Raw genomic sequence first — 21,780 nt, 5'->3', positions numbered from 1 at the left:
TCTTCCGAATGCACAGTAAGCCATCTCGCACGTGTCAGCAAAAGGAGCACATGCCGTGTCGACCTCCCCCGTCGCGCAATCGCCGCTCGGCATACCGAAGAGCAGGGTCCGTCAGCTCATGGCGGCCAGCATCGGCAACGTGGTCGAGTGGTACGACTGGTACGCCTACACGTTCCTGGCCACGGTCTTCTCGGCGCAGATCTTCCCCGACAGCTCCGGCAACAGCCTGGTGCCGCTGCTGAGCTCGTTCGCGGTGTTCGCGGTGGGCTTCTTCATGCGGCCCCTGGGCGGCCTGCTGGTGGGCGCGTTCGCCGACCGGTACGGCCGCAAGTCCGCGATGACCTTCACCATCGTCCTGATGGGCGGCGGCTCGCTGCTGCTCGGCCTGACCCCCACCTACGAGGCCGTGGGCCTGCTGTCGCCGGTCATCCTGACGCTGGCCCGGCTGATCCAGGGCCTGTCCGTGGGCGGTGAGTTCGCCGCCGCCACCACGTTCCTGGTCGAGTCGGCCCCGCCGCGCCGCCGCGGCCTGTTCTCCTCCTTCCAGTACGTCAGCACCACCATCGGCCAGCTCATCGCCTCCGGCCTGGCCGCGGTGCTCGCCTCGACGCTGGTCAAGGAGGACATGAGCTCCTACGGCTGGCGCATCCCGTTCCTGGTGGGCGCGCTGCTCAGCCTGGTCGGCCTGTGGATCCGCAAGGGCGCCGACGAGACCTCGGCGGTCGCCGAGGAGATCCAGCGCGGCGAGGCCACGCGGCCGGGCATGTTCGAGTTCCTCAAGCACCACCCGAAGTCCGCGCTCACCATCGTCGGCATCACGATCGCGGGCACCGTCGCCTACTACACCTGGACCAGCTTCCTGCCCACGTACGCGCAGATCACGGTCTCGTTCGACAAGGCGGAGTCGCTCCAGGTCGGCACGATCTCGCTGGTGTTCTTCATGCTGCTGCAGCCGCTGCTGGGCCTGCTGTCGGACAAGATCGGGCGCAAGCCGATGCTGATCGCGTTCGGGCTGGGCTTCCTGATCCTGCCGGTGCCGCTGCTCGGCCTGCTCACCGACTCCTTCGCCAGCCTGCTCGTCGTGCAGATGATCGGCATGGTGTTCCTGGGCTGCTTCACCTCGGTCTCGGCCGCGGTGAACTCGGAGCTGTTCCCGACCCGGGTGCGGGCGGCGGGGGCCGGGTTCCCGTACTCGCTGACCGTGGCGATCTTCGGCGGCACCGCGCCGCTGATCGGCACCGCGCTGCAGAAGGCCGGCAACCCCGGGATGTTCCCGTGGTACATGTCCGCCCTGGCGCTGATCTCCACGCTCGTGTACGTCTTCGTGCTGCGCGAGACCAAGGACGAGCCGCTCCGCTAGGGCGCCGAGGTGCAGGGGCGCTCCCGAAGCTCCTTGACGTAGTCGTCGGGGGCGCCCGCGCGCTCGGCCGCGTCGGCCAGGTTGCACAGGTAGCGGGCCGAGGGCAGGCCGCCCTCGTAGCCGTCGAGCACGTAGAACCAGGCGACGACCTCGCCGTCGAGGGTCTGCACCCGCAGCCGCACCTTGTGGTAGGCCCCGCGGACCGCGCCCTCCCACTGGTCGAGCGAGGTCTCCTCCCACTCGGGCACGTCGTAGAGGACGACGAAGACGTGCTCGTCGGGGTCCTCCACGATGGTGGCGAGCGAGCTCTCCCACTTGCTGTCGGTGCGCCCGAAGGTCAGCCGCCAGCCGGTCAGCCAGCCGACCCCCCAGATCGGGGAGTGCGGGGCGCGCATGGCCATCTGCTCGGGGTCCATGTTCATCCCGTAGGAGCCGTAAAGCCGTAGATCATTCGGCTTCCCTGATTGATCCGAAGGCCACGCCACGATCCACCCCTCTCGCCGGGTGCCGCTCGTCATCCAGCTACCGCGCCATCCTGCCACGCTGACCCGGCGTGTCGGTCCATCAAGCCGGGCACGGAAGGCCCATGTGTCCCCCATGTCCGCCGGAGCGTGATCCCGTCATGGGCCGGTTGCGGCTTCCGGGGGCACGTGCGGGAGAATGGGACACGTGACGAGGATCGTGATCATTGGTGGCGGGCCGGGCGGCTACGAAGCGGCGCTGGTGGCCGCCCAACTAGGCGCACAGGTCACGATGGTCGAGCAGGACGGGCCGGGCGGGGCCTGCGTGCTCACCGACTGCGTGCCGTCCAAGACGCTGATCGCCACCTCCGTCCGCAAGCAGGCCCTGCTCGACGCGCCCTCGCTCGGCGTGTCGTTCTCCGGCGGCCCCGACGGCGACGCCGGCGTGGTCGGCGTCGACCTGCCGCTGGTCAACAAGCGGGTCAAGGAGCTGGCCCAGGCCCAGTCGGCCGACATCGCGACCCGGGTCGAGGCCGAGGGCGTCGAGATCATCAAGGCGCGGGGGCGGCTGGTCGATCCGCAGGTCGTGCGCGCGGGCGACCGTACGATCAGGGCCGACGTGGTGCTCGTGGCCACCGGCGCGACGCCACGCGTGCTGCCCGGGGCCGAGCCCGACGGCGAGCGCATCCTCACCTGGCGGCAGCTCTACGACCTGGAGGAGCTGCCCGAGCACCTGATCGTGGTCGGCTCCGGCGTGACCGGCGCGGAGTTCGCCGGCGCCTACCGCTCGCTCGGCGCGGAGGTCACGCTGGTCTCCAGCCGCGACCGGATGATGCCCAACGAGGACGCCGACGGCGCCGAGGTCCTGGAAGAGGTCTACCGGCGGCGCGGCATGAACGTCATGGGCCGCTCGCGCGCCTCCTCCGTCAAGCGCACGGCCGACGGCGTGGTGGTGACCCTGGAGGACGGCCGCACGGCCGAGGGCTCCCACGCGCTGATGACGGTCGGCATGGTCCCCAACACCGGCGGCATCGGCCTGGAGGAGGCCGGCGTGCAGCTCGACCGCAACGGCTTCGTCAAGGTCGACAAGGTCTCGCGCACGTCCGCGCCCGGCGTCTACGCGGCCGGCGACTGCACCGGCGTGCTCATGCTGGCCTCGGTCGCCGCCATGCAGGGCCGCATCGCCGTGTGGCACGCGCTGGGCGAGGCCGTCCAGCCGCTGCGGCTGGCCACGGTGGCCTCCAACATCTTCACCGACCCCGAGATCGCGGCCGTCGGCGTGGCGCAGCGCTCGATCGAGGCGGGCGAGATCGACGCGAACGTGGTCAAGCTGCCGCTGGCCACCAACGCGCGGGCCAAGATGCAGGGCTTCAACGACGGTTTCGTCAAGCTGTTCTGCCGCCCCCACACCGGCATCGTGCTCGGCGGCGTGGTCGTGGCCCCGCGCGCCTCGGAGCTGATCCTGGCGGTGTCGCTGGCCGTGCAGCAGCGGCTGACGGTCGACCAGGTCGCCCACTCGTTCGCGGTCTACCCGTCGTTGTCGGGCTCGATCACCGAGGCGGCCCGCCGTCTCATGCAGCCCGAGGCCGCCATCGGCATCTAGCCGTCCCTGTTCGACGCACGTCAAGCCGTGCGGGTCGTCCTGACCCGCACGGCTTTTCGTTGTGCGCTTGCTTCCGCAGGCATTGGATAGTACCGTTATCCAAGTTCGGATAACGGTACTATCCAATGGAGTGTGTTCCGGTGACGGTGATCGTTCTAGTGGTGGCCACGCTCGCCTTCCGGCTGCTGGGCGCGCTCGGTGTGCGGCGGTTCGGCACGTGGCAGGCGTCCGTGGCGCACGGGCTGGCCGTCATGGTGGTGATGACGGGAAGCGCGCACTTCGTCCCTGAAGGGGTGACCTTCATGCCGAACCACGGCGACCTCGTGCGCATGGTGCCGCCCTTCGTGCCGTTCCCCGCCGCGGTGGTCTACCTGACCGGCGTGCTGGAGCTGGCCGGGGCGATCGGGCTGGTGCTGCCCGCCACCCGCCGGGCGGCCGGGATCTGCCTGGCCCTGCTGTTCGTCGGCCTGCTCCCGGCGAACGTCTACGCGGCGGTCTCCGACGTGCCCTTCGCGGGCGGGGCGGCCACGCCGCTGTGGGAGCGCGTCCCGGAGCAGGTGCTGTACCTCGCCGCGGCGCTCTTCGCCGCCGGGCGGCGTGCCGTGCCCGTCCGGGAGGGCGCGCGGCCCGTGCCCGCCGCCCGCTGACCCGTCGTCTTCTTCGCGGGCGGGCCGGTCAGGGCTTCCAGGCCGGGTCGCGGCCGATCAGGCCGAGCAGCCGGTCGAACGGCGGGGCGTCGTCCGGCACCGCCACCGGCGGCCCGAACGCCCCCCGCTGCCGGCCCATCTCCACCGACTGCTCCGTGAACCCCAGCGCGCGGGCGACGGCGTCGGCGTCCGGCTCGTACGCCTGGTCGGTGGCCCTGGCCAGGTCCCAGCCGTGCACGACCATGTCGACCAGCCACAGGTGGGCCACCATGGTCATCGGCAGGCCGCCCAGCGCGGCGCACGTGCCCTCCCACGCCTGCGGCCGCGACCAGGCGGCCAGCATGCGCTCGGCCCGCTCGGGGAAGTCGCCCGCGTACGGGCCCTGCTCGGTGCGCTCGCCGCCGTGCGCCAGCGACACGAACATCTCCGCCACCCACTCCATGTGGTTGATCAGCGCCTTGACGTCGAACTCCGCGCACGGCGTCGGGGACCCGAACTGCTCGGGCCGCACGGCGGCCACCAGCCCGGCGGTCCGGTGGGTGGCCCGGGTCATCAGCGGCATCATGTCTTCCATGGCAGACATGATGTCCCGCCTGCCTCGGGCGCGGCTTGTAGAAACGCGACAACGCGGCTGGGTCAACCCCTACGCGGGGCTGGCCGCCTTCGACTTCGCGCGCCAGGCGCCGTCGCCGGAGCTGGCGCCGTACGTCGACCACTTCTGGGTGGTCACCTGGACCGACCTCGCCGAGCCGTACGAGCAGCGCATCCTGTCGCACCCGACCGTGAACATGACGATCGCCCAGGACTTCCACCGGGTCGCGGGGGTGATCGACGGCGGGTTCTCGTACACGATGCGGGGCACCGGCCGCGCGCTCGGCACCCGCTTCCGCCCCGGCGGCTTCCGGACGTTCCTCGGCGGCCCGGTGTCCGAGCTCACCGGCCGGTTCGTGAAGATCGGCGAGATGTTCCCGGCCGCCGGCCCGGCACTGGTCGAAGGCGTGCCGGCCGAGCCGGACCCGGCCGCCGCCATCGCGCTGGTGGAGGCGTTCCTGCGGGCGCTCGGGCCGGCGCCGGACCCCCTGGCCGAGGAGGCCGCGGCCCTGGTGGGGCTGGCCGAGGACGACGTGACCGTGACCCGGGTCGACGAGCTGGCCGCCCGAGCCGGCCGCTCGGTGCGCTCCCTGCAACGGCTGTTCCGGGACTATGTCGGCATCGGCCCCAAATGGGTGATCCGCCGCTTCCGGCTGCACGAGGCCGCCGAACGCGTGCGGCAGGGTCTCGACCTGGCCGCGCTCGCCGCCGAGCTGGGCTACACCGACCAGGCGCACCTGACCCGCGACTTCACGGCCGCCGTCGGCATGCCGCCCGCCGCCTACGCCCGGCTCAACGCCCACGCCTGACGCCTCACCACTCGCGGGGGGCGATCAGCTCCTCGACGTCGGCCTCCGGGAAGCCGTAGGTGGTGGCCACGAACCAGAACTCCTCGGCGATCGCCTCGCGCGCGACGGTCTCGATCTCGCTGCCGGCCTCGTGGAACTCCTCGTCGAGCGCGTTGAACTCCTCCGTGGCGGCATGCGTCAGCGCGTAGAGGGCGGCCAGGTCGCCGGGCCGCTCGGTCTCGACGCGCTCGCACAGCCGCAGCAGGACGGCCCTGCCCTTGTCCACGACGTGGTCGGGGTAGTAGCCGTCGTCGTAGAGGGCCTTGAGGAAGGCGTGGCCGATCACCTGCGGATGCGTGGGGGACAACCCGGATCTCCATTTCCGTGCGGACGCGGTCGGACGGCTCGATCATGCCCGCCGCCACCGACAGAATCCGCCGGGTGCGCCCAGGTCAGCGCATCAGCTCGTACGCCGCGTACGCCGTGATCCCGTACGCGAGGTGCGGGACGACGTCGGACACCCACGCGCCCGCCGGCCACTCGCTCGGATGGGTGACGTCGAGCAACGTCAGCGGCACGTTCGAGCCGGACATGGCCAGAGCGGTGAGCGCCAGCACCCCGACCGGCCACGACCTGCGGCGTCCGGACAGGAAGCCGTAGGCGATGGCCGAGGCGACGCCGGTCGCGTACCCCATGAGCGAGCCCAGCGCCTCCGTGCGGTTGGCGGCCCGGTCGCCGTCGCCGAGGTCGGTGTGCGTCAGGTCGGACAACTTCGCCACGGCCTGCCGCGGCGTGCTGCTGGCGGCCCGCGCCCGGACGAGCATGTCCAGGTAGGAGACGGTGTTGAGCGCCGTGGTGCCCGCCGCCCCCGCGATCAGTCCCTTGACGAGTGTGTGCATGCCCTGGCCGCTACCCCGACCTGGCCGCCCGTCACCCGCGCGTCGGACCTGGGGGCCTGCGCCGGGCCGGCGGGCCGTACCGTGGCAGGGTGAGCGCCGATGGAATGCCCGCCGCGCTGTCGCCGTACGTGACGACGCTGGCCGCCTACGACCTCGGGCCCGGTTCGGGCGGGGTTCATCGCGGGCTGCCGTCGTCCACGCTGTCGGTCACGATCCCCGAGGACGGCCCGGTCGACATCGCCTGGATCGGGCGGCCGGGGCCGGGGCGGCGGCTGCGGGCCGCCGTGGCCGGGCTGCACCTCGACGCGGCCGAGCTGCGGCAGCCGGCAGGCACGCGCGGGGTGTGGCTGACGCTCACCCCGCCGGGCGCCGCCGCTCTGCTCGGGGTGCCCGCCGCGGCGCTGGCCGGGGAGGTGGCCGACCTCGCCGACGTCGTCCCGGCGCTGGCCGACCTGCCGGAGCGGCTGGCGGGCTGCCGGTCCTGGGCCCAGCGCCGCGCCCTGGTCGAGCAGCGCCTGCTCGCGGGGCTGGCCCGCCACGGCGACCGCGCCGGCCGCCGCAGCTCGCGCGCCACGCTCGCGGCCCTGTCCGGGACCGCCCGGGTCGAGGAGGCCGCCCGGCTCCTCGGGTGCTCGCGGCGGCACCTGAGCGGCGCGGTGCGCGGCGAGTTCGGGGTGACGCCGAAGGAGTACCAGCGGCTGGTCCGCTTCGAGACCGCCCGGCGCCGGCTCGTGGCCGCCGCGCGCTCCGGACGGACGGCGCTCGCGGAGGTGGCCGCCGCCTCGGGCTTCGCCGACCAGGCGCACCTGACCAGGGAGTGGCGGGCCATGGCGGGCTGCACACCGACGGAATGGCTACGCGCCGAAGGCCCGCCGGCCCCGCCGCCTCCCGCCCCACGCTGACGCCCGGGCCTCCGGCACCTGTCGTGGTCCGTGCCCATTTGTTCAAGACCCCGGCCGCCGCGCGCCGCCACGATGGCCGCATGGACCTGCACTTCGTTCCCCGCCTCATCGTGCCCGACCCCGACCGGGCGGCCGCCTTCTACCGGGACGCCCTGGACGCCGAGGAGGTGTTCCGCGCCGCGCCGGGCGACGACGGGCGGCCCACCGTCATCGAGCACCGCCTCGGCGGCGCCGCGTTCCGGGTCTCGCCCGCCGTCGCCGACTGGGGCTGGCTCTCGCCGGACGATCTGGGCGGCTCCCCGGTGCTCCTGGAGATCGTCGTGGACGACCCGGACGCCGTCGGCGAGCGCATGACCGCCCAGGGTGCGCGGACGGTCGTGCCGATCGAGAACCGGCCCTACGGCCTGCGCTCGGGCCGCCTCCGCGACCCGTACGGCCACCTGTGGATCCTCACCGGCGACCCCCGCTGAACCGCCGGGGCGGCGGAGGAGTGGCTCGCTGGGTCCGTCGCGGCGGCGGGGGAACGGCGGGAGCGGTCTTCGTCGCCGTGCGGCGCGCCCGGGTCGTCGGGGTCGTCTCAACACCACCGCCCGCCGGTTCTACGCCGCTCTCGGTTAAACGGAGGAGAGCGTGCGCCTGGCCCGGTCGCTGGATCGCGCCGTCCAGACCCGGCTGAGCTGAAGCACGCTGCCGGCGAACAGCAGCACGCCCAGCGGCACGTGCAGGGTCGTCACGTGCGCGATGCCCAATGCGACCTGGGCGCTGACCAGCACCAGGAACCCGGCCGCGTGCATGATCGGCTTCGGTGACCCGCCGCCCGGCCGCCACGCCAGGATCGCGGCCACCAGGTGCAGCACCGCCACGACGAACACCGTGTACGCGGCGGCGCTGTGCAGCGGCTGCCCGTTGGGCACCGACAGCAGCAGCCCAGCGGTGACCGGCGCGGCGAACAGGGCCAGGGTCTGCAGGATGATCGCGACACGTAGCAACATGGGGAACTCCTCGACCGCCGCCTGACGGCGGTCCGCTTCTGGGGCTTGCCTTCGAAAAGTCCGACGACGTGACCGCCGGAAATGTGAGGTGGCGCGGTGGCCTCACATCCGGGACCGCTGTCTCGTCGGACACACTAGGGCAAAAGCGACTAAGGGAGTCGTCCACAACATGACCACCGCACCCGACCCCGGCCTGGACGCGATCATGAGCGAGCGCCGGCAGCTCATCAACCTCGCCTACCGCCTGCTCGGCTCGCTGGCCGACGCCGAGGACGTCGTCCAGGAGACCTACACCCGCTGGTACGCCATGTCACCGAGGCAGCAGGAGGCCATCGGGTCGCCGGGCGCCTGGCTGACCAGGGTCGCCGGCCGCATCTGCCTGGACGTGCTCGGCTCGGCCCGCGCCCGCCGCGAGCGCTATGTGGGCGAATGGATCCCCGAGCCGCTGCCCGACCGCACGGAATGGGCCGGCGACGACCCGGCCGACCGGGTCACCCTGGACGAGTCGGTCAACATGGCCTTCCTCGTCGTGCTGGAGTCGATGACGCCGGCCGAGCGGGTGGCGTTCGTCCTGCACGACGTCTTCCGCTACCCCTTCGCCGAGGTGGCCGAGATCGTCGGCCGCACCCCGGCGGCCTGCCGCAAGCTGGCCTCCTCCGCCCGGCACCGCATCGACGCCGCGCGGACCTCGGTGACGCCGGCGGCCCGGCAGGCCGGCATCGTCCGCGAGTTCAAGCAGGCGTGGGAGGCCAAGGACATCGACGCCCTCATCGCCCTGCTCGACCCCGGCGTGGTCGGCGTCGCCGACGGCGGCGGCGTGGTCAGCGCCGTGCTGCGGCCGATCGAGGGCGCCGGACGGGTGGCCCGCTACGCCGTCGAGATCGCCACCTGGGCGCCGGCCATGACGCTGCTGGAGCGCACCGTCAACGGCCGCCCCGGCCTGGTGGCCCAGCGCGACGGCGTGACCGTGATGGTCGTGGCGTTCGACGTGGCGGACGGCCGGATCAAGCGGCTGTGGGCGGTGCGCAACCCCGACAAGCTGCACCCCTGGACGGCGGCCTGACCCTCACATTCCCGGACGCTGTGTCGTCGGACCGCCGAGACCCGATCGCAGAAGAAGGGAAGCCGATGTCCACGACGACCGAGCAGGAGAACCTTCAGTCGCGTCTGCCCGATCCCGCCCAGTTCTTCCCCGAGCTGGGGGAGATCGCCGTGGCCATGACCAAGGCCACCCGCAACGGCGCGATCCCGGGCAGCACCGTCGGCCTGGTGCAGCTGCGCGCCGGGCAGATCGTCGGCAGCACGTACCACACGGTCCGCCAGGCCGACCTGCTGCGCCGGGCGGGGGAGCCGGACGAGCGCCTGGCCGCCGTGGCGTCGTGGCGGGACGCCCCCTACTTCTCCGGCGCCGAGCGGGTGGCGCTGGAGCTGGTGGAGGCCGTCCTCACCGCGAACCCGGCCGGGGAACGCGTCCCCGACGAGCTGTTCACCAGGGCGGCCGCCCACTACGACGACAAGGCCCTGTGGACGCTCGTCCTGGCGATCAGCCAGATCTGCTTCTTCATCCCCGTCGCCGTCATAGCCAAGCCGATCCCCGGCAGGCCCCCCGGCAAGAACTACACCGGCTGACCTAGGCGACCGGGGCGGCGGTCCCGGCGAGCAGGCGGCCGACCTCTTCCCGGTCGGCCGTCCTGCCGTAACCGGCGAACTGGAAGGTCTCCTCCTTCAGGAACTCCGCCCAGTGTTCGAGCACGAACGCCCGTCCGGCGGCCACGTCGCCGGGCGGGGGAGCCTGGTCCAGGAAGCCCCGCTGCCACGGCGCGAACTCCAGGAACTGGGAGGCGTGGGCCAGGCACGCGTCGAGCTTGGCCGTCAGCACCGAGGAGACGTCCACCACCACGTCGGGCCGGTGGACGGGGGCGGAGGCGTAGTCCGTCATCAGCAGGCACACCGGCATGCGCCGCAGGGCCGGCTTGCCCACCTCCAGGTTGCGCGTCATCGCGAACTCCACCGCGTGCGCGGCCAGTTGCCCGGCGGCCCGGTTGTCGGGGTGGCCGCCGCCGTCGGCGTGCAGGGCGATCACCAGGTCGGGCCGCCAGGCGCGGATCTGCGCCAGCACCCGCAACCGCAGCTCGACGGTGGGTTCCAGCATGCCGTCGTGCACGTCGAAGATCTCGTAGTCCACCACGCCCAGCGCGTCGGCCGCGCGCCACGCCTCCTCGGCGCGGCGGCGCGCCAGCGGGCCGCGCTCCAGCTCGTGGTGCCCGGCGTCGCCGTTGGTGAGGGTCAAAAACTTCACCGCGTGGCCGGCCTGTGCCAGCAGCGCGGCCGTGCCGCCCGCGTAGATCTCGGGCTCGTCGGGATGAGCGGCGATCACGAGGGTTCTCAACATGTGCGTCCTTAGGGGTTGGATTCACCGGTACGACCGGCCGTACCGGCTTGGAAGACCCGCTCGCGGGTCAGGTCCAGGGCGTAACTGAGAGCGCCGCCGAGCACGGCGTTGCCGTTCACGGCGCTGAGGGCGACGGTCACCGGCACCAGCGGCGTCGAGGCCAGACGGTCGGCGACCCGCGCCCTGAGCGGCTCGCCTCCCGCGACGCACAGCGGCCCGGCCAGCACGACCAGGCCCGGGTCGAGCACCCCGATCGCGGCCGTCACGCCGAGCGCCACCCGCGCGGCGGCGTCGTCGAGGAAGCCCTGGGGGGCCTCGGCCAGCGTCCGGCTCACGGCGGCGAGCGTGGGGTCGCCGGGCAGGCCGTGCGCCTGCGCCAGCGCGGCCAGCGGCTCGGCGCCGAGCAGCGCGCCGAGCGGGCCGCCGTCCTGACCGTAGCGGCGGCCGGTGGTGACCGGGTCGGGCACGATGACCGAGCCGACCTCGCCGCCGCGCCCGGTGACGCCCCGCCAGAGCGCGCCGTCGAGCACGACCCCCGCGCCGACCCCGCCGCCCACCCAGAACAGCACGAAACTGCTGTCGTCGTGCTCCTGGAGCTCGCGGATGGCGACCAGGTTGACGTCGTTCTCCAGGCGCACGTTGGCCGGCAGGTCGTCCAGGCCGGACCAGCCCGACAGCTGCACGGCCTGCCGCAGCCGCCGGCCGTCGGCCTCCACCACTCCCGGCACGCCCACCACGACCTGGTCGAGCCGGTCCAGCTCGAAGCCGGCCGCGGCGACCGTCTCGGCCAGCAGCCGCCGGGCGTCGCCGGTCGCCTCGGTGCGATGGGTGCCGAGCACCCGGCCGGTCAGGTCGGCGACCGACACCTCGATCGAGCTCGTGGTGAGATCGACCCCCGCGACGCGCGCGGCCGAGCCGTCGAGCTGCCACATCTGCGCGGCCGGCCCGGCGTTGCCCGGCTTGAGGCCGGCCTTCCTGGCCAGCCCGCTGTTCTCCAGCCGGCGCAGCACCTCTGCCGCCGACGCCTTGGACAGGCCGGTGTGCAGTTCCAGCTCGGCGCGGGTGAGGCCGCCGTGCTCGAGGAGCAGGGTGAGCGCGGCGCGCTCGTTGAGCGTGCGGAAGACGGTGGGGTTTCCTGAAGACATTCCTACTTCAGCGCTCCTGAGGTCAGCCCGGACTGGATATGTCGCTGGAAGACGATATAGATCAGCACGACGGGAAGCACCGTCATGCTGAGCGCGGCGAACAGTCCGGGCCAGTCGGCCTCGTACCCGGCGATGGTGGAGATGTCGGCCACGCCCTGGGTGATGACCCACAGGCTCTTGTCGCCGGGCAGCAGGACCAGCGGGATGAGGTACTGGTTCCACTGGCCGAGCACGTTGAAGATGGTCAGGCTGACCAGCGCCGGGCGGGCCATGGGCAGCATGACCTGGAAGAACGTGCGGGTGTGCGAGGCCCCGTCGATCATCGCCGCCTCGGCCACCGCGTCCGGCAGCGCCCTGAAGAAGGACGTCAGGAAGAACACCGTGAACGGCAGCGAGTAGGCGATGTAGACCAGGACCAGGCCGACGTGGCTGTTGAGCAGCCCAAGCCCGTCCACCACGAAGAACAGCGGCACGAGCGCCAGGAAGACCGGGAAGGCCATGCCGGAGACGAACAGGAAGTAGACCAGCCGGTTGCCCGGGAAGCGGTAGCGGGCCAGCACGTACGCGGCCATCGAGCTGAGCAGCATCGTCCCGGCCACGCCGAAGAAGACCACGATGACCGTGTTGAGCAGGTAGCGGCCGATGTTGGCCCGTTCCCAGGCCCGCGCCCAGTTGTCCCAGCGCAGCTCGCCGGGCAGTTGCAGGGCGTCGCCGAAGATCTCGGCGTTGCTCTTGAACGAGGCCAGCAGGGTCCACAGCAGCGGGGCGATGATGAGCAGCGCCCAGAGGCCAAGGACGGCCTGGATGCTGATTTTTCGGAACATTTCAGTAGACGACCTTCTGGCGGCGGGTCACGCGCAACGTCAGCGCGGCGAAGGTGAGGGTCAGGAAGAACAGCGCCACGCCCATGGCCGAGGCGTAGCCGAACCGGGAGTAGGAGAAGGCGTTCTTGTAGATCTCCGTGGCCAGCACGGTGGTCGCGCCGTCCGGCCCGCCCTGCTCCACCGACAGGACGTTGACCAGCGCGAACCCGTCGAACGCGGCGATCCCCAGATAGACCCAGGCCACCTGGACGGTGTCCCACACCAGGGGCAGCGTGATGGAGAAGAACGTGCGCAGCCGCCCGGCGCCGTCGAGGGCGGCCGCCTCGAACACGTCCTTCGGAATGGCCGCCATCCCGGCCGAGAACAGCACGACGTAGAAGCCGACCGCCTGCCACACCATCACCGCGATGATCGACCACAGCGCCAGGTTCTGGTCCGTCAGCCAGCCGACCGGCTCGACGCCCAGCTTCGCCAGCGCGCCGTTCAGCACGCCGCTCGCGTCCGGCCGGTAGACGGCCTTGAACAGCACGCCGACCACCGCGACGGCCAGCACCTGCGGCAGGAAGAAGATCACCCGGTAGAACCGGGCCCCCGGCGTGCCCGCCGAGTCGCCGAGCAGGTACGCGAAGACCAGCGCCAGCGCGATGGTCACCAACGGCAGCGTGACCAGCAGGACCGCGTGGTTGCGGACCGCCTGCCAGAACGTGTCGTTGCCGAGCATCCGCCGGAAGTTGTCCAGGCCGACGAAGTTCAGGTTCGCCGACACCCCGCGCCAGTCGGTCAGCGCGATCTGGAACGCCTGGACGTACGGGCTGATCACGAACACCGCGTAGAGGACCACGGGCAGGGCGAGGAAGCCCGCGACGAAGCCGTGCCGCCGCATCGCTCAGACGCTCCTGGTCTGCTTGGCGATCGCGGAGTCCGCCTTGAGCTCGTCGGCCTTCTTCTGCATGTTCGCGCAGAACTGCTCGGGGGTGATGCGTCCGGACATCACCGAGTTGGTCTGGACCTGCCCGTGGTCGAACAGTTCCTTGTACCAGCCCTCGAAGCGGGCGTCGGTGATGATGTTCGTCCCGGCCGCCTCCTGGGCCTTGGCCGCGCTGCGCACGGCCGAGGTCAGGTCGAGGCCGTCCACCACGCCGTTGACGACGGTGAGGTTCTTGGTCAGCTCGGTGTAGCCGCGCGCGCCCTCCCGCGACAACATCAGGCGCAGGTACTCCAGGCCGCCCTGCGGGTTCTTGCCCTTGGCCGCCACGAAGAACGCCTCGCTCACCCCGATCATGATCGCCTCGTACGGCATCGCGTCGGCGGCGGTGATGCTGGGGACCGGGGCGATCGCGTACTCGAACGAGGCCGGCCGGTCCTTGGCCATCTCGTTCTCCAGCCAGGAGCCGCAGGGGTAGAACAGCACCTTGTCCTGCAGGTGCTTGACCTGCGTCTGGGTGTGGTCGAGCCCGAAGTACGCCTTGTCGCCGAAGTCGCGCTGCACCTGGGCCCACGCCGCGACGGCCTGCCGGACGGGCTCGGCCTGCCAGGCGCCGTCGGCGAGATTGTCGATGTCGACGATCACCTTGTTGCCGCCGATCTTGGCGGCGCTGTAGACCAGGTTCCAGAGCTGGTAGAACGGGCCGACCTGGCCCGGGTAGGCGAACAGCGCGATGCCCGCCTTCTTGGCCTCCTCGCCGAGGGCGTTGAACTCCGCCCACGTCTTCGGCGCCTGCCAGCCGCGCTTGTCGAACAGCTTGGCGTTGTACCACAGGGCGCGGTGGGCGACCGTGTACTGCAGCACCCGCGGCACGCCGTCGATCAGCGAGTTCTCGTAGACGCCGCCGACCAGGGTGTCGCGCACCTTCTTGGCCGGGTCGACCAGGGAGGGGGCGTCGAACAGCGGCGTCAGGTCGGCCAGGTGCCCCTCGGCGACGAGCGACTGCAGGTCGAGGGCGTCGGGGCCGGAGTTGTTGACCACGTCGGGCGCGTCGCCGCTGATGAAGCGGGGGCGCAGCTGCGTGCCGACCTTCTGGGTGGGCACGTGCTTGATCTTGGCGGTCTTGTACGCCTTGCTGTAGAGGGCCTCGTGCAGGCCGGTCGCGTAGCCGTCGCCGTTGCCGCCGCTGAAGATCACGACTTCCAGCTGCCTGGCGGCGTCCACGCCGAGGGGGTTGGCGGCCGAGGTGGGCGCGGCCGAGGTGGAGGCGACCGGAGCGGCGGAGCGGCCCGTGGCGCACGCGGCGAGCAGCCCTGCGCCCGGGCCCGCCGTCAGGGCGGTGAGTCCGATACGTCGAAGAACCTCACGTCGGCTGGGGTTGGTGGACATGGGTGGCCTCCTTGACCGCCAACCGTCCGGATACTTTCCAGACGGTTGGCGGCTGACTCTAGACTTACCGCTCTTCGTGCGTCAATACCTCTCTAGAACTGCGCTCGGATTCTCAGGAGCCTGCCCGGACCTGGAACTGCGCTCGGATTCTCAGGAGCCTGCCCGGACCTTCTGGAACTGCGCTCGGAGGTGAGCCTTGGCCTCCTCGGAGGCCCCGATGCGGTCCAGGCCGTTCAGCGCGGCCCCGACGATCGGCGGCTGGTCCGGGATCACCTGCTTGGCCAGCGGAGCCCGTACGGCGAACCGCTCCTCCAGCATCGCGACCAGCAGCGGGATGCGCGCGTGCAGCACGCCTCCGCCCAGCACGACCTCCGTCGGCGTCTCCAGCAGGTCCAGGCGGCGCAGGCACACCTCGGCCATCACCACGATCTCGTCGGCCAGCCGGGTGACCAGCTCCAACGCGATCGCGTCAGCCGACGCGGCGGCCTCGAACACCTTGGGCGCGAGCGCGGTCAGGTGATGCCGCTCGATCTGCCCGAAATGCACCCCGAGCACCACCTCCTCGACCGTCCGCGTGCCGAAGTGCTCCTTGATCAGGCCGGCGAGCGCGGTGGGGGCGCCCCGGCCGTCCTCGGCGCGGATGGCGTGCCACAACGCCTCCTCGGCCAGGCCGCCGCCACCGCCCCAGTCGCCGCTGATCCGGCCGAGCGCGGGGAAGCGGGCCACCCCGCCCGTGGGCGAGACGCCGACCGCGTTGATGCCCGCGCCGCACACCACCGCGACTCCGCTGGGTCCGGACGCCCCCGAACGCAACAGCGCGAAGCTGTCGTTGCCCACGACCACGTCGGCGGCCATCCCGCGGGCACGGAACTCGGCCGCCAGGGCCTCCTCCTCCACCGGCAGGTCGGCCCCGGCCAGGTAGGCGTAGAGCTGGTCGGCGTACGGGGGAGCGGCCGCCGGCCCGAGCGCCCGCCGCACGGCCTCCTCCACGACGTCCACGGCCGCCGGCACGCCGACGGTCTGCGGCTCGAACGGCCCGCCGTCGCCCTGGGCCAGGATGGTGCCGTCGTCCGAGAGCACGACGACGTGCGTCTTGCTGTTGCCCGCGTCCACCGCGATGATCACCATGGCAGGTACCGCTCGTTCGCCGCCAGCAGCAGGCCGGTCAGCTCGTCCGCGACGGCCTCCTGGCCGATCAGCGGATGGGCCAGCAAGGCGTTGCGCACCCGGTCCGCGCCGCCGTGCAGCGCCGCGTCGAGCGCCAGCTCCTCGTACGCGGAGACGTTCGCGATCAGGCCCGCGTACAGCGGCTCCACCGGATCGACCGGCAGCGGCGCCGCCCCGGACGCCGAGACCCTGGCCGGGACCTCGATGACCGCCTCGTCGCGCAGGAACGGCAGCGTCCCGTCGTTGCGGGTGTTGACCACCTGGACGTCGCCCCGGTCGCCGAGCAGTGAGGCGATCAGCGCGACGGCGGCCTCGGAGTAGTAGGCGCCGCCCCGCTTGTCCAGCAGGTCCGGCTTGGTGTCCACGGCGGGGTCCGCGTACAGCTCCAGGAGCTGCCGCTCCATCGCCGCGACCTCGGCCGCGCGCGACGGCTTGGCCCGCTGCTCGCTCACCACCAGGTCGTGGGCGTAGAAGTAGCGCAGGTAGTAGGACGGGACCACCTGGAGCCGGCGCAGCAGCCCGACCGGCAGGCCGATGTCGTCGGCCAGCTCCTGCCCGTGCTCGGCGAGCAGCCGCGGCAGCACGTCCACGCCGTCGACCACGACCGAGCGCTCCCACGTCAGGTGGTTGAGCCCGACGTGCCCGAGCGCGACCCGCTCCGGCGGCACGCCGAGGTGCCGGGCGAAGCGGCGCTGGAACCCGATGGCCACGTTGCACAGGCCGATCGCGCGGTGCCCGGCGTCCAGCAGCGCCCTGGTGACGATGCCGACCGGGTTGGTGAAGTCGATGATCCAGGCGTCGGGGGCGTGGGCGCGTACCTGCTCGGCCAGGTCGAGCACGACCGGGACCGTGCGCAGGGCCTTGGCGAGCCCGCCCGCGCCCGTCGTCTCCTGGCCGACGCAGCCGCACTCCAGCGGCAGCGTCTCGTCCACGTTCCGCGCGGCCTGGCCGCCCACCCTGAGCTGGAACAGCACGGCGTCCGCGCCCGCCACGCCCTCGGCCACGTCGGCGGTGGCGATCACCTTCGCCGGGTGCCCGGCCCGGCGCAACATCCTGCCGGACACGCCCGCCACCAGGTCGAGCCGCGTGGCGTCCGGGTCGATCAGCGCGATCTCGGTGAGCGGCAGCTCGTCGCGCAGCCTGGCGAAGCCGTCGATGAGCTCGGGGGTGTAGGTCGAACCGCCCCCGATCACGGCGAGTCTCATGTGCAACTCCTCAATTAGGAAACTTTCCTAACCGCCGAACCTACCCGACCTCCTCCGATCCGACTCCTCCCACCCCGTTCCCGGAAATTTCCGCTCGCCATGTAGAGAGCCCGGCATCGGCTCCGACTCCCTGGTGAAGGCGCCGGACGGGCGCCACGGACAACAGGAGACGAACCAGGATGAGCAAGGTCACGTGCGACATGGGGATGTCCGTCGACGGCTACGTGGCGGGGCCGAACCAGAGCCTGGAGCAGCCGTTCGGCGACGGCGTGGGCGACCGGCTGCACGAGTGGATGTTCCAGGAGCCCGAGAAGCACGCCGAGGTCATCGAGGCCATCACGGCGGCCGGGGCGTTCATCATGGGCCGCAACATGTTCGACCCCGGCCGCGGCGCCTTCGACCCGAACTGGACCGGCTGGTGGGGGGAGGAGCCGCCGTACCACGCGCCGGTGTTCGTCCTCACCCACCACCCGCGCGAGCCGCTGCCCATGAAGGGCGGCACGACGTTCTTCTTCGTCACGGACGGCATCGAGGCCGCCTTCGCCATGGCGCAGGAGGCGGCGGGGGACCGTGACATCGCCATCGCCGGCGGCGCCGCCACCGTCAACCAGTACCTGGCCGCCGGCCTCATCGACGAGCTCCGCCTGCACGTCGCGCCGGTGATCCTCGGCCGCGGCGAACGCCTCCTGGCCGACGCAGGCGACATCACCCTCACCCCCGCCGCCCCGCCCACGGGCACCGCCCTGGTCACGCACCTGACGTACCGGGTGGTCCGCTAGCGGTCGTTCTTTCCAGGTCGGCCCAGACGACGCGGTGGCCGTGCGGTCCGGCGGTGTGCGTGCCGCTCCTGACCGACAGGGCGGCCACCAGGCCGAGGCCGCGACCTGACTCCCGCAGGGAACCCGCGTCCAGCGGGACGAAGCGCGGTTCCCGGTCCGCCGTCCCGGGGTCCACCACTTCGAGGTGTACGAATCCGTCCCCCATCCCGAGCAGCACCATGACCCAGTCGCGGTCGGGGCCCGGCGGCACATGCCGGACCGCGTTGGTGACCAGCTCTGATACGACCGTCAGGGCGTCGTCGCGAACCGGCGAGTCGACGTCCGCCAGCCAGCGCCGAATCGTCTGCCGACTTTCTCCGGGAGCTCGGTCATCGCGCCGCAACGTCAAGCCTTGGTAGGTGTGGCAAATTGACATGATTTCACCCCAAAGCCAATCGGGAGGTTCTGGCGGCCGTTTCTCGCGACAGAAACACTGTCGCCCGGATCAAGCATGAACGGTTACGTGCTTCCGCGGTGCGCCCGGCCGGCGAAACTCGTCCGACAAAGCGCTACACCTGCTCTGTATTGATTGTCGGAAGGTTGTCGCAGTAGCCTGCCATGAGGCCATCCCCTTGCTCCTGACCTGCGGAGAAGCCATGACTCCCGATGTTGGCGACCATTTGTCGCCCAGGGCGCGTTTCGCCCGCGACCTCGCGGAACGACGTAAAGCGGCTCGAATGACACAATCCGCTCTAGCGCTCCGCATTCTCTGCCACGAGTCACTCGTCAGCCATGTCGAGAAAGGCCGACGAGTCCCTACGCTGGAATTCGCGCGCGAGGTGGACAAGGCATTCGGAACCGACGGCCATTTCACCGGCCTCCACGAGCGCATCTCCCAGTCACCCGCTCTGGGCTGGTTCGCACGGTGGGTCGAGGAGATCGAACCGCAAGCCGTCATCCTGCAGTCCTGGGATCCGCTGTTGATCCCCGGCATCCTGCAGACCGCCGGCTATGCCCGCGCGATCTTCTCCGCCGCCACCCCGCCGGATCGCGTCGAAGAGCGAGTCCAGGCCCGCATCCGGCGCATGAGAATCTTCGACAGCAATCGCCCTCCGGCCTTCCTCGCGCTCATCGACGAAGGAGTCCTGCACCGCCCGATCGGAGGCCGCGAAGTCCTGGTGGAACAGCTCCGCTACCTGCTGGATCTCACCTGCCATCCCCGCATCACCATCCAGTTGGTGCCGGTTGCCGCCGGTTGCGTGGCGGGCACCATGAGCGCGTTCGCGCTGGCGCGGTTGCGTGACGGTGCGGAGGTGGTCTCAGCCGACTCGGTCCTCTCCGGTCATGTCACTGGAGATCACGACGCGGTCCAGCGTCTCAGGCAGAGGTATGACACCATCAGAGCGGACGCACAGCCGAAGAACGTCACACCACGGGCGATTGAGGATGCGATCAAAAAAATGGACCCAGTAGACCTCGGCGGAGCGGAGTGGCGTAAGTCCAGCGCCAGCGGCGACAACGGGCAGTGTGTCGAGGTGGCGACGAACCTCCCGGGGATCGTCGCCGTCCGAGACAGCAAGAATCCGCAGGGCCCGGCGCTGATCTTCACTCCTGAGGAGTGGAAGGCGTTCCTGCACGGCGCCAACCAGGGCGAATTCAACATCTGAGGCAGGCGTCTGTCGCTTCGGAGTTCGGTTCGTCCGAGGGTGCGGGGACCGGTAGGTCCCCGCTGGGGGTGTGGCGGCTTGCCCCCACATGGACGCAGCCTGAGCCCACGTCGCGCGAAGCGCGCCCATCGGCGAAGCCCTTCGTGGCCTGTACGAGAACCGGATCCGAGGCATCGGGTGAAAGGGGGTGTTCAGCCCGAAGAACGGAGCCGAGAGTTTTGACGCAGGACACCGAGGTGGACGACGCGGAGGTGATCAGACGTGCCCGCAGCGACCCCGCCGCCTTCACGGCGTTGTACGACCGGCACGCCCCCGCGCTCCACAGATACGTCACCCGCCGCCTGGGCGATTCGCTGGCCGACGACATCGTGGCCGAGACGTTCCTGGACGCCTTCCGCCGTCTCGCCCGCTACGACACCGCCCACCGCGACGCCCGGCCCTGGCTGTACGGCATCGCCGCCAACCTGATCGGCAAGCATCGCCGTACCGAGATCAGGGCCTACCGCGCCCTGGCCAGGACGGGGCTCGACGCGGTGGCCGAGAGCTACGCCGACCGGGTGGCGGCCCGCGTGTCGGCCGGGGCGGCGCACCGCGAGCTGGCGGGGGCGCTCGCGACGCTGTCGCAGCAGGACCGCGAGGTGCTGCTGATGATCGCCTGGGCGGACCTCAGTTACGAGGAGGTCGCCCGCGCGCTCGGCGTCCCGATCGGGACCGTGCGTTCGCGCCTGCACCGCGCCAGGAGGAAGACCCGCGCGGCCCTGGGCGGCATCGACCCGTCAGCCCTCCACGACGCCGCCCCGCCGGCCGCCCACAACTCCATGCCCTCAGCCGTCCGCGACGCCGCGCCTCCGGGCGGCCGCGACGCCGCGCACTCAGCCATCCACGACACCGACGAGGAGGACCCCGGCCGTGGACGATGACCTCACGCTCCTGCGCGAGCTGCGCGCGGACGCCCCGGAGCCCGCCGCCGACCGCCTGCGCGCCGTGCGTGCCCGGGCCCTCGCCCCGGCGTCGGGCCAGGCCCCGGCCCGGAAGCGGCGCCGGTTCTGGGCGGTGCCGTCGCTGCTGGCCGCCGCGACAGCCGTCGCCGCCGTCGTCGTGGCGGTGAACGGTTCCCACACCCCGGCCCCGGCCCCGCCGGCCGCCGTGACCACCATGCCGGTACGGGCCGAGACGGTGCTGCGCCAGGCCGCCCTGGTGGCCGAGGGACGCCGGAAGCACCACCAGCCGCGCGCCGACCAGTGGTTGTACCGCAAGCACCTGGTCAAGCAGCCCTACGAGGAGCGAGGCACGGTGCAGGAATACTGGACCCGGTACGACGGCACCCGCCAGGCGCTCCGCCAGAACGGCGGCTCCCTGGAGTTCCAGGACATCACCCCCGACCCCGGCGACGACGACCTGACCCCCCGGCAGTACGCGGCCAAGTTCGCCGGCCTGCCCACCGATCCCGCCGCGCTGCTGGACCACGTCAGGGGCGACCGGCACTGGTCGGCCCGGACGAAGGGCGCGGACGCCGAGCACCCGGACGCGCGGGCGTTCCGCGTGTTGTCGGTCTACCTCGACGCGGGCGTCCCCATGCCGCCGCAGGTCGAGGCCGCCATCTTCCGCGCGCTCGCCGAGCTGCCCGGAGTGCGGGTGGACCTCGGCGTACGGGACGCGGCGGGCCGGGCGGGCATCGGCATCGCCTACGAGCCCGCCGGTTCCGTCCCCGGAGGGCCGGTGCGGGACGCGCAGGGCCAGATCGTCTCGCGGTCGTACCTGGTGCTGGACGCCGCCACCTACCGCTTCCTCGGCAGGCGCGTGGACACCCTCCAGGACGAGGTGCTCGGCGGCGAGGTGACGGCCCGCAAGGGCACGTTCTACGCGAGCGCCGACCTGGCGGCGGGCGTGGTGGACGAACCGGGCCGACTCCCCTGACCGCCCTGTCCCAGGCCGCCGCCAGGAAGGCGGCGTAGGAGGCGTCGTCGGATGGATCACTCACCTGGCCTCTGGATCACTCACCTGGCCTCAACGCGGAAGCAGGCCGGGAAGGTTGACACCGGAACGCGAAAAGGGCGCGCCCCCC

25 protein-coding genes are annotated in these 21,780 nt (G+C 71.8%); 12 read left to right on the top strand and 13 right to left on the bottom strand.

The annotated features are described in order from the left end of the window. Positions 1-55 precede the first annotated feature (55 nt). On the top strand, positions 56-1,360 hold the full coding sequence (locus ACFYYW_RS09845; RefSeq protein WP_352325469.1) for an MFS transporter: 1,305 nt from the start codon (positions 56-58) through the stop codon (positions 1,358-1,360). Here the strand turns inward: ACFYYW_RS09845 and ACFYYW_RS09840 are convergent. Further along, positions 1,357-1,776: a gamma-glutamylcyclotransferase gene (locus ACFYYW_RS09840; RefSeq protein WP_352325470.1), complete on the bottom strand. Its 420-nt coding sequence runs from the start codon at positions 1,774-1,776 to the stop codon at positions 1,357-1,359. The genes ACFYYW_RS09845 and ACFYYW_RS09840 overlap by 4 nt on opposite strands. A gap of 253 nt (positions 1,777-2,029) precedes the next feature. Between ACFYYW_RS09840 and ACFYYW_RS09835 the strand changes: the two genes are divergently transcribed. Both ACFYYW_RS09835 and ACFYYW_RS09830 read left to right on the top strand, forming a co-directional pair. Continuing rightward, on the top strand, positions 2,030-3,424 hold the full coding sequence (locus ACFYYW_RS09835) for an NAD(P)H-quinone dehydrogenase (RefSeq protein ID WP_352325471.1): 1,395 nt from the start codon (positions 2,030-2,032) through the stop codon (positions 3,422-3,424). Between the two features lie 140 nt (positions 3,425-3,564). Beyond that, a complete protein-coding gene (locus ACFYYW_RS09830; protein WP_387646967.1) occupies positions 3,565-4,071 on the top strand; it encodes a hypothetical protein in 507 nt (168 codons plus the stop codon). 28 nt (positions 4,072-4,099) lie between these two features. Here the strand turns inward: ACFYYW_RS09830 and ACFYYW_RS09825 are convergent, their stop codons facing one another. Next, complete coding sequence (locus ACFYYW_RS09825; protein ID WP_387646964.1) at positions 4,100-4,645, bottom strand: TIGR03086 family metal-binding protein; 546 nt, start codon at positions 4,643-4,645, stop codon at positions 4,100-4,102. Between ACFYYW_RS09825 and ACFYYW_RS09820 the strand changes: the two genes are divergently transcribed. Then, positions 4,644-5,471 (top strand): DUF6597 domain-containing transcriptional factor, encoded by an 828-nt coding sequence (locus ACFYYW_RS09820; protein ID WP_387646962.1) that lies wholly within the window; start codon positions 4,644-4,646, stop codon positions 5,469-5,471. The two genes, ACFYYW_RS09825 and ACFYYW_RS09820, sit on opposite strands and share 2 nt — an antisense overlap. 4 nt (positions 5,472-5,475) lie before the next feature. Here ACFYYW_RS09820 and ACFYYW_RS09815 read toward each other — a convergent pair whose 3' ends face one another. Both ACFYYW_RS09815 and ACFYYW_RS09810 read right to left on the bottom strand, forming a co-directional pair. Next, complete coding sequence (locus ACFYYW_RS09815) at positions 5,476-5,817, bottom strand: DUF5713 family protein (protein WP_387646959.1); 342 nt, start codon at positions 5,815-5,817, stop codon at positions 5,476-5,478. Between the two features lie 85 nt (positions 5,818-5,902). After that, on the bottom strand, positions 5,903-6,349 hold the full coding sequence (locus tag ACFYYW_RS09810) for a hypothetical protein (protein WP_352325476.1): 447 nt from the start codon (positions 6,347-6,349) through the stop codon (positions 5,903-5,905). Between the two features lie 89 nt (positions 6,350-6,438). Here ACFYYW_RS09810 and ACFYYW_RS09805 point away from each other — a divergent pair, with 89 nt between their 5' ends. Beyond that, complete coding sequence (locus tag ACFYYW_RS09805) at positions 6,439-7,251, top strand: helix-turn-helix domain-containing protein (RefSeq protein ID WP_387646956.1); 813 nt, start codon at positions 6,439-6,441, stop codon at positions 7,249-7,251. An 80-nt stretch (positions 7,252-7,331) separates the two neighbouring features. Next, positions 7,332-7,721, top strand: coding sequence for a VOC family protein (locus ACFYYW_RS09800; RefSeq protein WP_387646954.1), 390 nt, complete (start codon positions 7,332-7,334; stop codon positions 7,719-7,721). Between the two features lie 144 nt (positions 7,722-7,865). Here the strand turns inward: ACFYYW_RS09800 and ACFYYW_RS09795 are convergent, their stop codons facing one another. Further along, on the bottom strand, positions 7,866-8,243 hold the full coding sequence (locus ACFYYW_RS09795; protein ID WP_352325480.1) for a hypothetical protein: 378 nt from the start codon (positions 8,241-8,243) through the stop codon (positions 7,866-7,868). Positions 8,244-8,412: 169 nt separating this feature from the next. Between ACFYYW_RS09795 and sigJ the strand changes: the two genes are divergently transcribed. After that, the gene (gene sigJ, locus ACFYYW_RS09790) at positions 8,413-9,306 is read left to right on the top strand and encodes an RNA polymerase sigma factor SigJ (protein ID WP_387646952.1); all 894 of its coding nucleotides are present in this window, start codon (positions 8,413-8,415) and stop codon (positions 9,304-9,306) included. A 65-nt stretch (positions 9,307-9,371) separates the two neighbouring features. After that, positions 9,372-9,872, top strand: a complete 501-nt coding sequence (locus ACFYYW_RS09785; protein ID WP_387646950.1) for a carboxymuconolactone decarboxylase family protein — start codon at positions 9,372-9,374, stop codon at positions 9,870-9,872. A gap of 1 nt (position 9,873) precedes the next feature. Here the strand turns inward: ACFYYW_RS09785 and ACFYYW_RS09780 are convergent, their stop codons facing one another. The 7 genes from ACFYYW_RS09780 to ACFYYW_RS09750 all read right to left on the bottom strand — a co-directional run bounded on the left by ACFYYW_RS09780 (position 9,874) and on the right by ACFYYW_RS09750 (position 17,290). Beyond that, positions 9,874-10,635 (bottom strand): PIG-L deacetylase family protein, encoded by a 762-nt coding sequence (locus tag ACFYYW_RS09780; RefSeq protein ID WP_387646948.1) that lies wholly within the window; start codon positions 10,633-10,635, stop codon positions 9,874-9,876. A gap of 8 nt (positions 10,636-10,643) precedes the next feature. Next, a complete protein-coding gene (locus tag ACFYYW_RS09775; protein ID WP_387646945.1) occupies positions 10,644-11,780 on the bottom strand; it encodes an ROK family protein in 1,137 nt (378 codons plus the stop codon). A 2-nt stretch (positions 11,781-11,782) separates the two neighbouring features. Next, on the bottom strand, positions 11,783-12,604 hold the full coding sequence (locus tag ACFYYW_RS09770) for a carbohydrate ABC transporter permease (RefSeq protein WP_352325486.1): 822 nt from the start codon (positions 12,602-12,604) through the stop codon (positions 11,783-11,785). A 1-nt stretch (position 12,605) separates the two neighbouring features. Beyond that, complete coding sequence (locus ACFYYW_RS09765) at positions 12,606-13,487, bottom strand: carbohydrate ABC transporter permease (protein ID WP_387646942.1); 882 nt, start codon at positions 13,485-13,487, stop codon at positions 12,606-12,608. A gap of 3 nt (positions 13,488-13,490) precedes the next feature. Then, positions 13,491-14,918: an N-acetylglucosamine/diacetylchitobiose ABC transporter substrate-binding protein gene (ngcE, locus tag ACFYYW_RS09760; protein WP_387646939.1), complete on the bottom strand. Its 1,428-nt coding sequence runs from the start codon at positions 14,916-14,918 to the stop codon at positions 13,491-13,493. Between the two features lie 150 nt (positions 14,919-15,068). Continuing rightward, the gene (locus tag ACFYYW_RS09755; RefSeq protein ID WP_387646937.1) at positions 15,069-16,046 is read right to left on the bottom strand and encodes an N-acetylglucosamine kinase; all 978 of its coding nucleotides are present in this window, start codon (positions 16,044-16,046) and stop codon (positions 15,069-15,071) included. Next, positions 16,040-17,290 (bottom strand): 6-phospho-beta-glucosidase, encoded by a 1,251-nt coding sequence (locus ACFYYW_RS09750; RefSeq protein WP_387646935.1) that lies wholly within the window; start codon positions 17,288-17,290, stop codon positions 16,040-16,042. The genes ACFYYW_RS09755 and ACFYYW_RS09750 overlap by 7 nt, the downstream gene beginning before the upstream one ends. Before the next feature lie 179 nt (positions 17,291-17,469). Between ACFYYW_RS09750 and ACFYYW_RS09745 the strand changes: the two genes are divergently transcribed. Next, positions 17,470-18,069, top strand: a complete 600-nt coding sequence (locus ACFYYW_RS09745; RefSeq protein ID WP_352326964.1) for a dihydrofolate reductase family protein — start codon at positions 17,470-17,472, stop codon at positions 18,067-18,069. Here the strand turns inward: ACFYYW_RS09745 and ACFYYW_RS09740 are convergent. After that, positions 18,038-18,484 carry an ATP-binding protein gene (locus ACFYYW_RS09740; RefSeq protein ID WP_387646933.1) on the bottom strand — a complete coding sequence of 149 codons (447 nt, stop codon included), beginning with the start codon at positions 18,482-18,484 and terminating at the stop codon, positions 18,038-18,040. The two genes, ACFYYW_RS09745 and ACFYYW_RS09740, sit on opposite strands and share 32 nt — an antisense overlap. Before the next feature lie 220 nt (positions 18,485-18,704). On the opposite strand from ACFYYW_RS09740, the gene ACFYYW_RS09735 reads away from it, so the two are divergent. The 3 genes from ACFYYW_RS09735 to ACFYYW_RS09725 all read left to right on the top strand — a co-directional run bounded on the left by ACFYYW_RS09735 (position 18,705) and on the right by ACFYYW_RS09725 (position 21,632). Further along, positions 18,705-19,715 carry a Scr1 family TA system antitoxin-like transcriptional regulator gene (locus ACFYYW_RS09735; protein ID WP_387646930.1) on the top strand — a complete coding sequence of 337 codons (1,011 nt, stop codon included), beginning with the start codon at positions 18,705-18,707 and terminating at the stop codon, positions 19,713-19,715. Positions 19,716-19,933: 218 nt separating this feature from the next. Further along, on the top strand, positions 19,934-20,635 hold the full coding sequence (locus ACFYYW_RS09730; RefSeq protein WP_387646927.1) for an RNA polymerase sigma factor: 702 nt from the start codon (positions 19,934-19,936) through the stop codon (positions 20,633-20,635). Next, the gene (locus tag ACFYYW_RS09725; protein WP_387646925.1) at positions 20,625-21,632 is read left to right on the top strand and encodes a CU044_5270 family protein; all 1,008 of its coding nucleotides are present in this window, start codon (positions 20,625-20,627) and stop codon (positions 21,630-21,632) included. Before ACFYYW_RS09730 ends, ACFYYW_RS09725 begins: the two co-directional genes overlap by 11 nt. Positions 21,633-21,780: the final 148 nt, after the last annotated feature.

Origin of the sequence: Nonomuraea sp. NPDC001831, assembly GCF_042892035.1 — a bacterium.
In the GTDB taxonomy this organism is placed as follows: domain Bacteria; phylum Actinomycetota; class Actinomycetes; order Streptosporangiales; family Streptosporangiaceae; genus Nonomuraea.
The sequence above is the reverse complement of the archived record's forward strand: the minus strand, read 5'-3'. Positions and strand labels throughout refer to the sequence as shown.

Excerpts from the sequence above, each read along its gene's own strand:
- ACFYYW_RS09840 (WP_352325470.1), bottom strand. The coding sequence starts at position 1,776 with ATGGACCCCGAGCAGATGGCCATGCGCGCCCCGCACTCCCCGATCTGG.
- ACFYYW_RS09820 (WP_387646962.1), top strand. The coding sequence starts at position 4,644 with ATGGCAGACATGATGTCCCGCCTGCCTCGGGCGCGGCTTGTAGAAACG.
- ACFYYW_RS09825 (WP_387646964.1), bottom strand. The coding sequence starts at position 4,645 with ATGGAAGACATGATGCCGCTGATGACCCGGGCCACCCACCGGACCGCC.
- ACFYYW_RS09810 (WP_352325476.1), bottom strand. The coding sequence starts at position 6,349 with ATGCACACACTCGTCAAGGGACTGATCGCGGGGGCGGCGGGCACCACG.
- ACFYYW_RS09800 (WP_387646954.1), top strand. The coding sequence starts at position 7,332 with ATGGACCTGCACTTCGTTCCCCGCCTCATCGTGCCCGACCCCGACCGG.
- ACFYYW_RS09795 (WP_352325480.1), bottom strand. The coding sequence starts at position 8,243 with ATGTTGCTACGTGTCGCGATCATCCTGCAGACCCTGGCCCTGTTCGCC.
- sigJ (WP_387646952.1), top strand. The coding sequence starts at position 8,413 with ATGACCACCGCACCCGACCCCGGCCTGGACGCGATCATGAGCGAGCGC.
- ACFYYW_RS09785 (WP_387646950.1), top strand. The coding sequence starts at position 9,372 with ATGTCCACGACGACCGAGCAGGAGAACCTTCAGTCGCGTCTGCCCGAT.
- ACFYYW_RS09780 (WP_387646948.1), bottom strand. The coding sequence starts at position 10,635 with ATGTTGAGAACCCTCGTGATCGCCGCTCATCCCGACGAGCCCGAGATC.
- ACFYYW_RS09775 (WP_387646945.1), bottom strand. The coding sequence starts at position 11,780 with ATGTCTTCAGGAAACCCCACCGTCTTCCGCACGCTCAACGAGCGCGCC.
- ACFYYW_RS09770 (WP_352325486.1), bottom strand. The coding sequence starts at position 12,604 with ATGTTCCGAAAAATCAGCATCCAGGCCGTCCTTGGCCTCTGGGCGCTG.
- ACFYYW_RS09765 (WP_387646942.1), bottom strand. The coding sequence starts at position 13,487 with ATGCGGCGGCACGGCTTCGTCGCGGGCTTCCTCGCCCTGCCCGTGGTC.
- ngcE (WP_387646939.1), bottom strand. The coding sequence starts at position 14,918 with ATGTCCACCAACCCCAGCCGACGTGAGGTTCTTCGACGTATCGGACTC.
- ACFYYW_RS09755 (WP_387646937.1), bottom strand. The coding sequence starts at position 16,046 with ATGGTGATCATCGCGGTGGACGCGGGCAACAGCAAGACGCACGTCGTC.
- ACFYYW_RS09750 (WP_387646935.1), bottom strand. The coding sequence starts at position 17,290 with ATGAGACTCGCCGTGATCGGGGGCGGTTCGACCTACACCCCCGAGCTC.
- ACFYYW_RS09745 (WP_352326964.1), top strand. The coding sequence starts at position 17,470 with ATGAGCAAGGTCACGTGCGACATGGGGATGTCCGTCGACGGCTACGTG.
- ACFYYW_RS09740 (WP_387646933.1), bottom strand. The coding sequence starts at position 18,484 with ATGTCAATTTGCCACACCTACCAAGGCTTGACGTTGCGGCGCGATGAC.
- ACFYYW_RS09735 (WP_387646930.1), top strand. The coding sequence starts at position 18,705 with ATGACTCCCGATGTTGGCGACCATTTGTCGCCCAGGGCGCGTTTCGCC.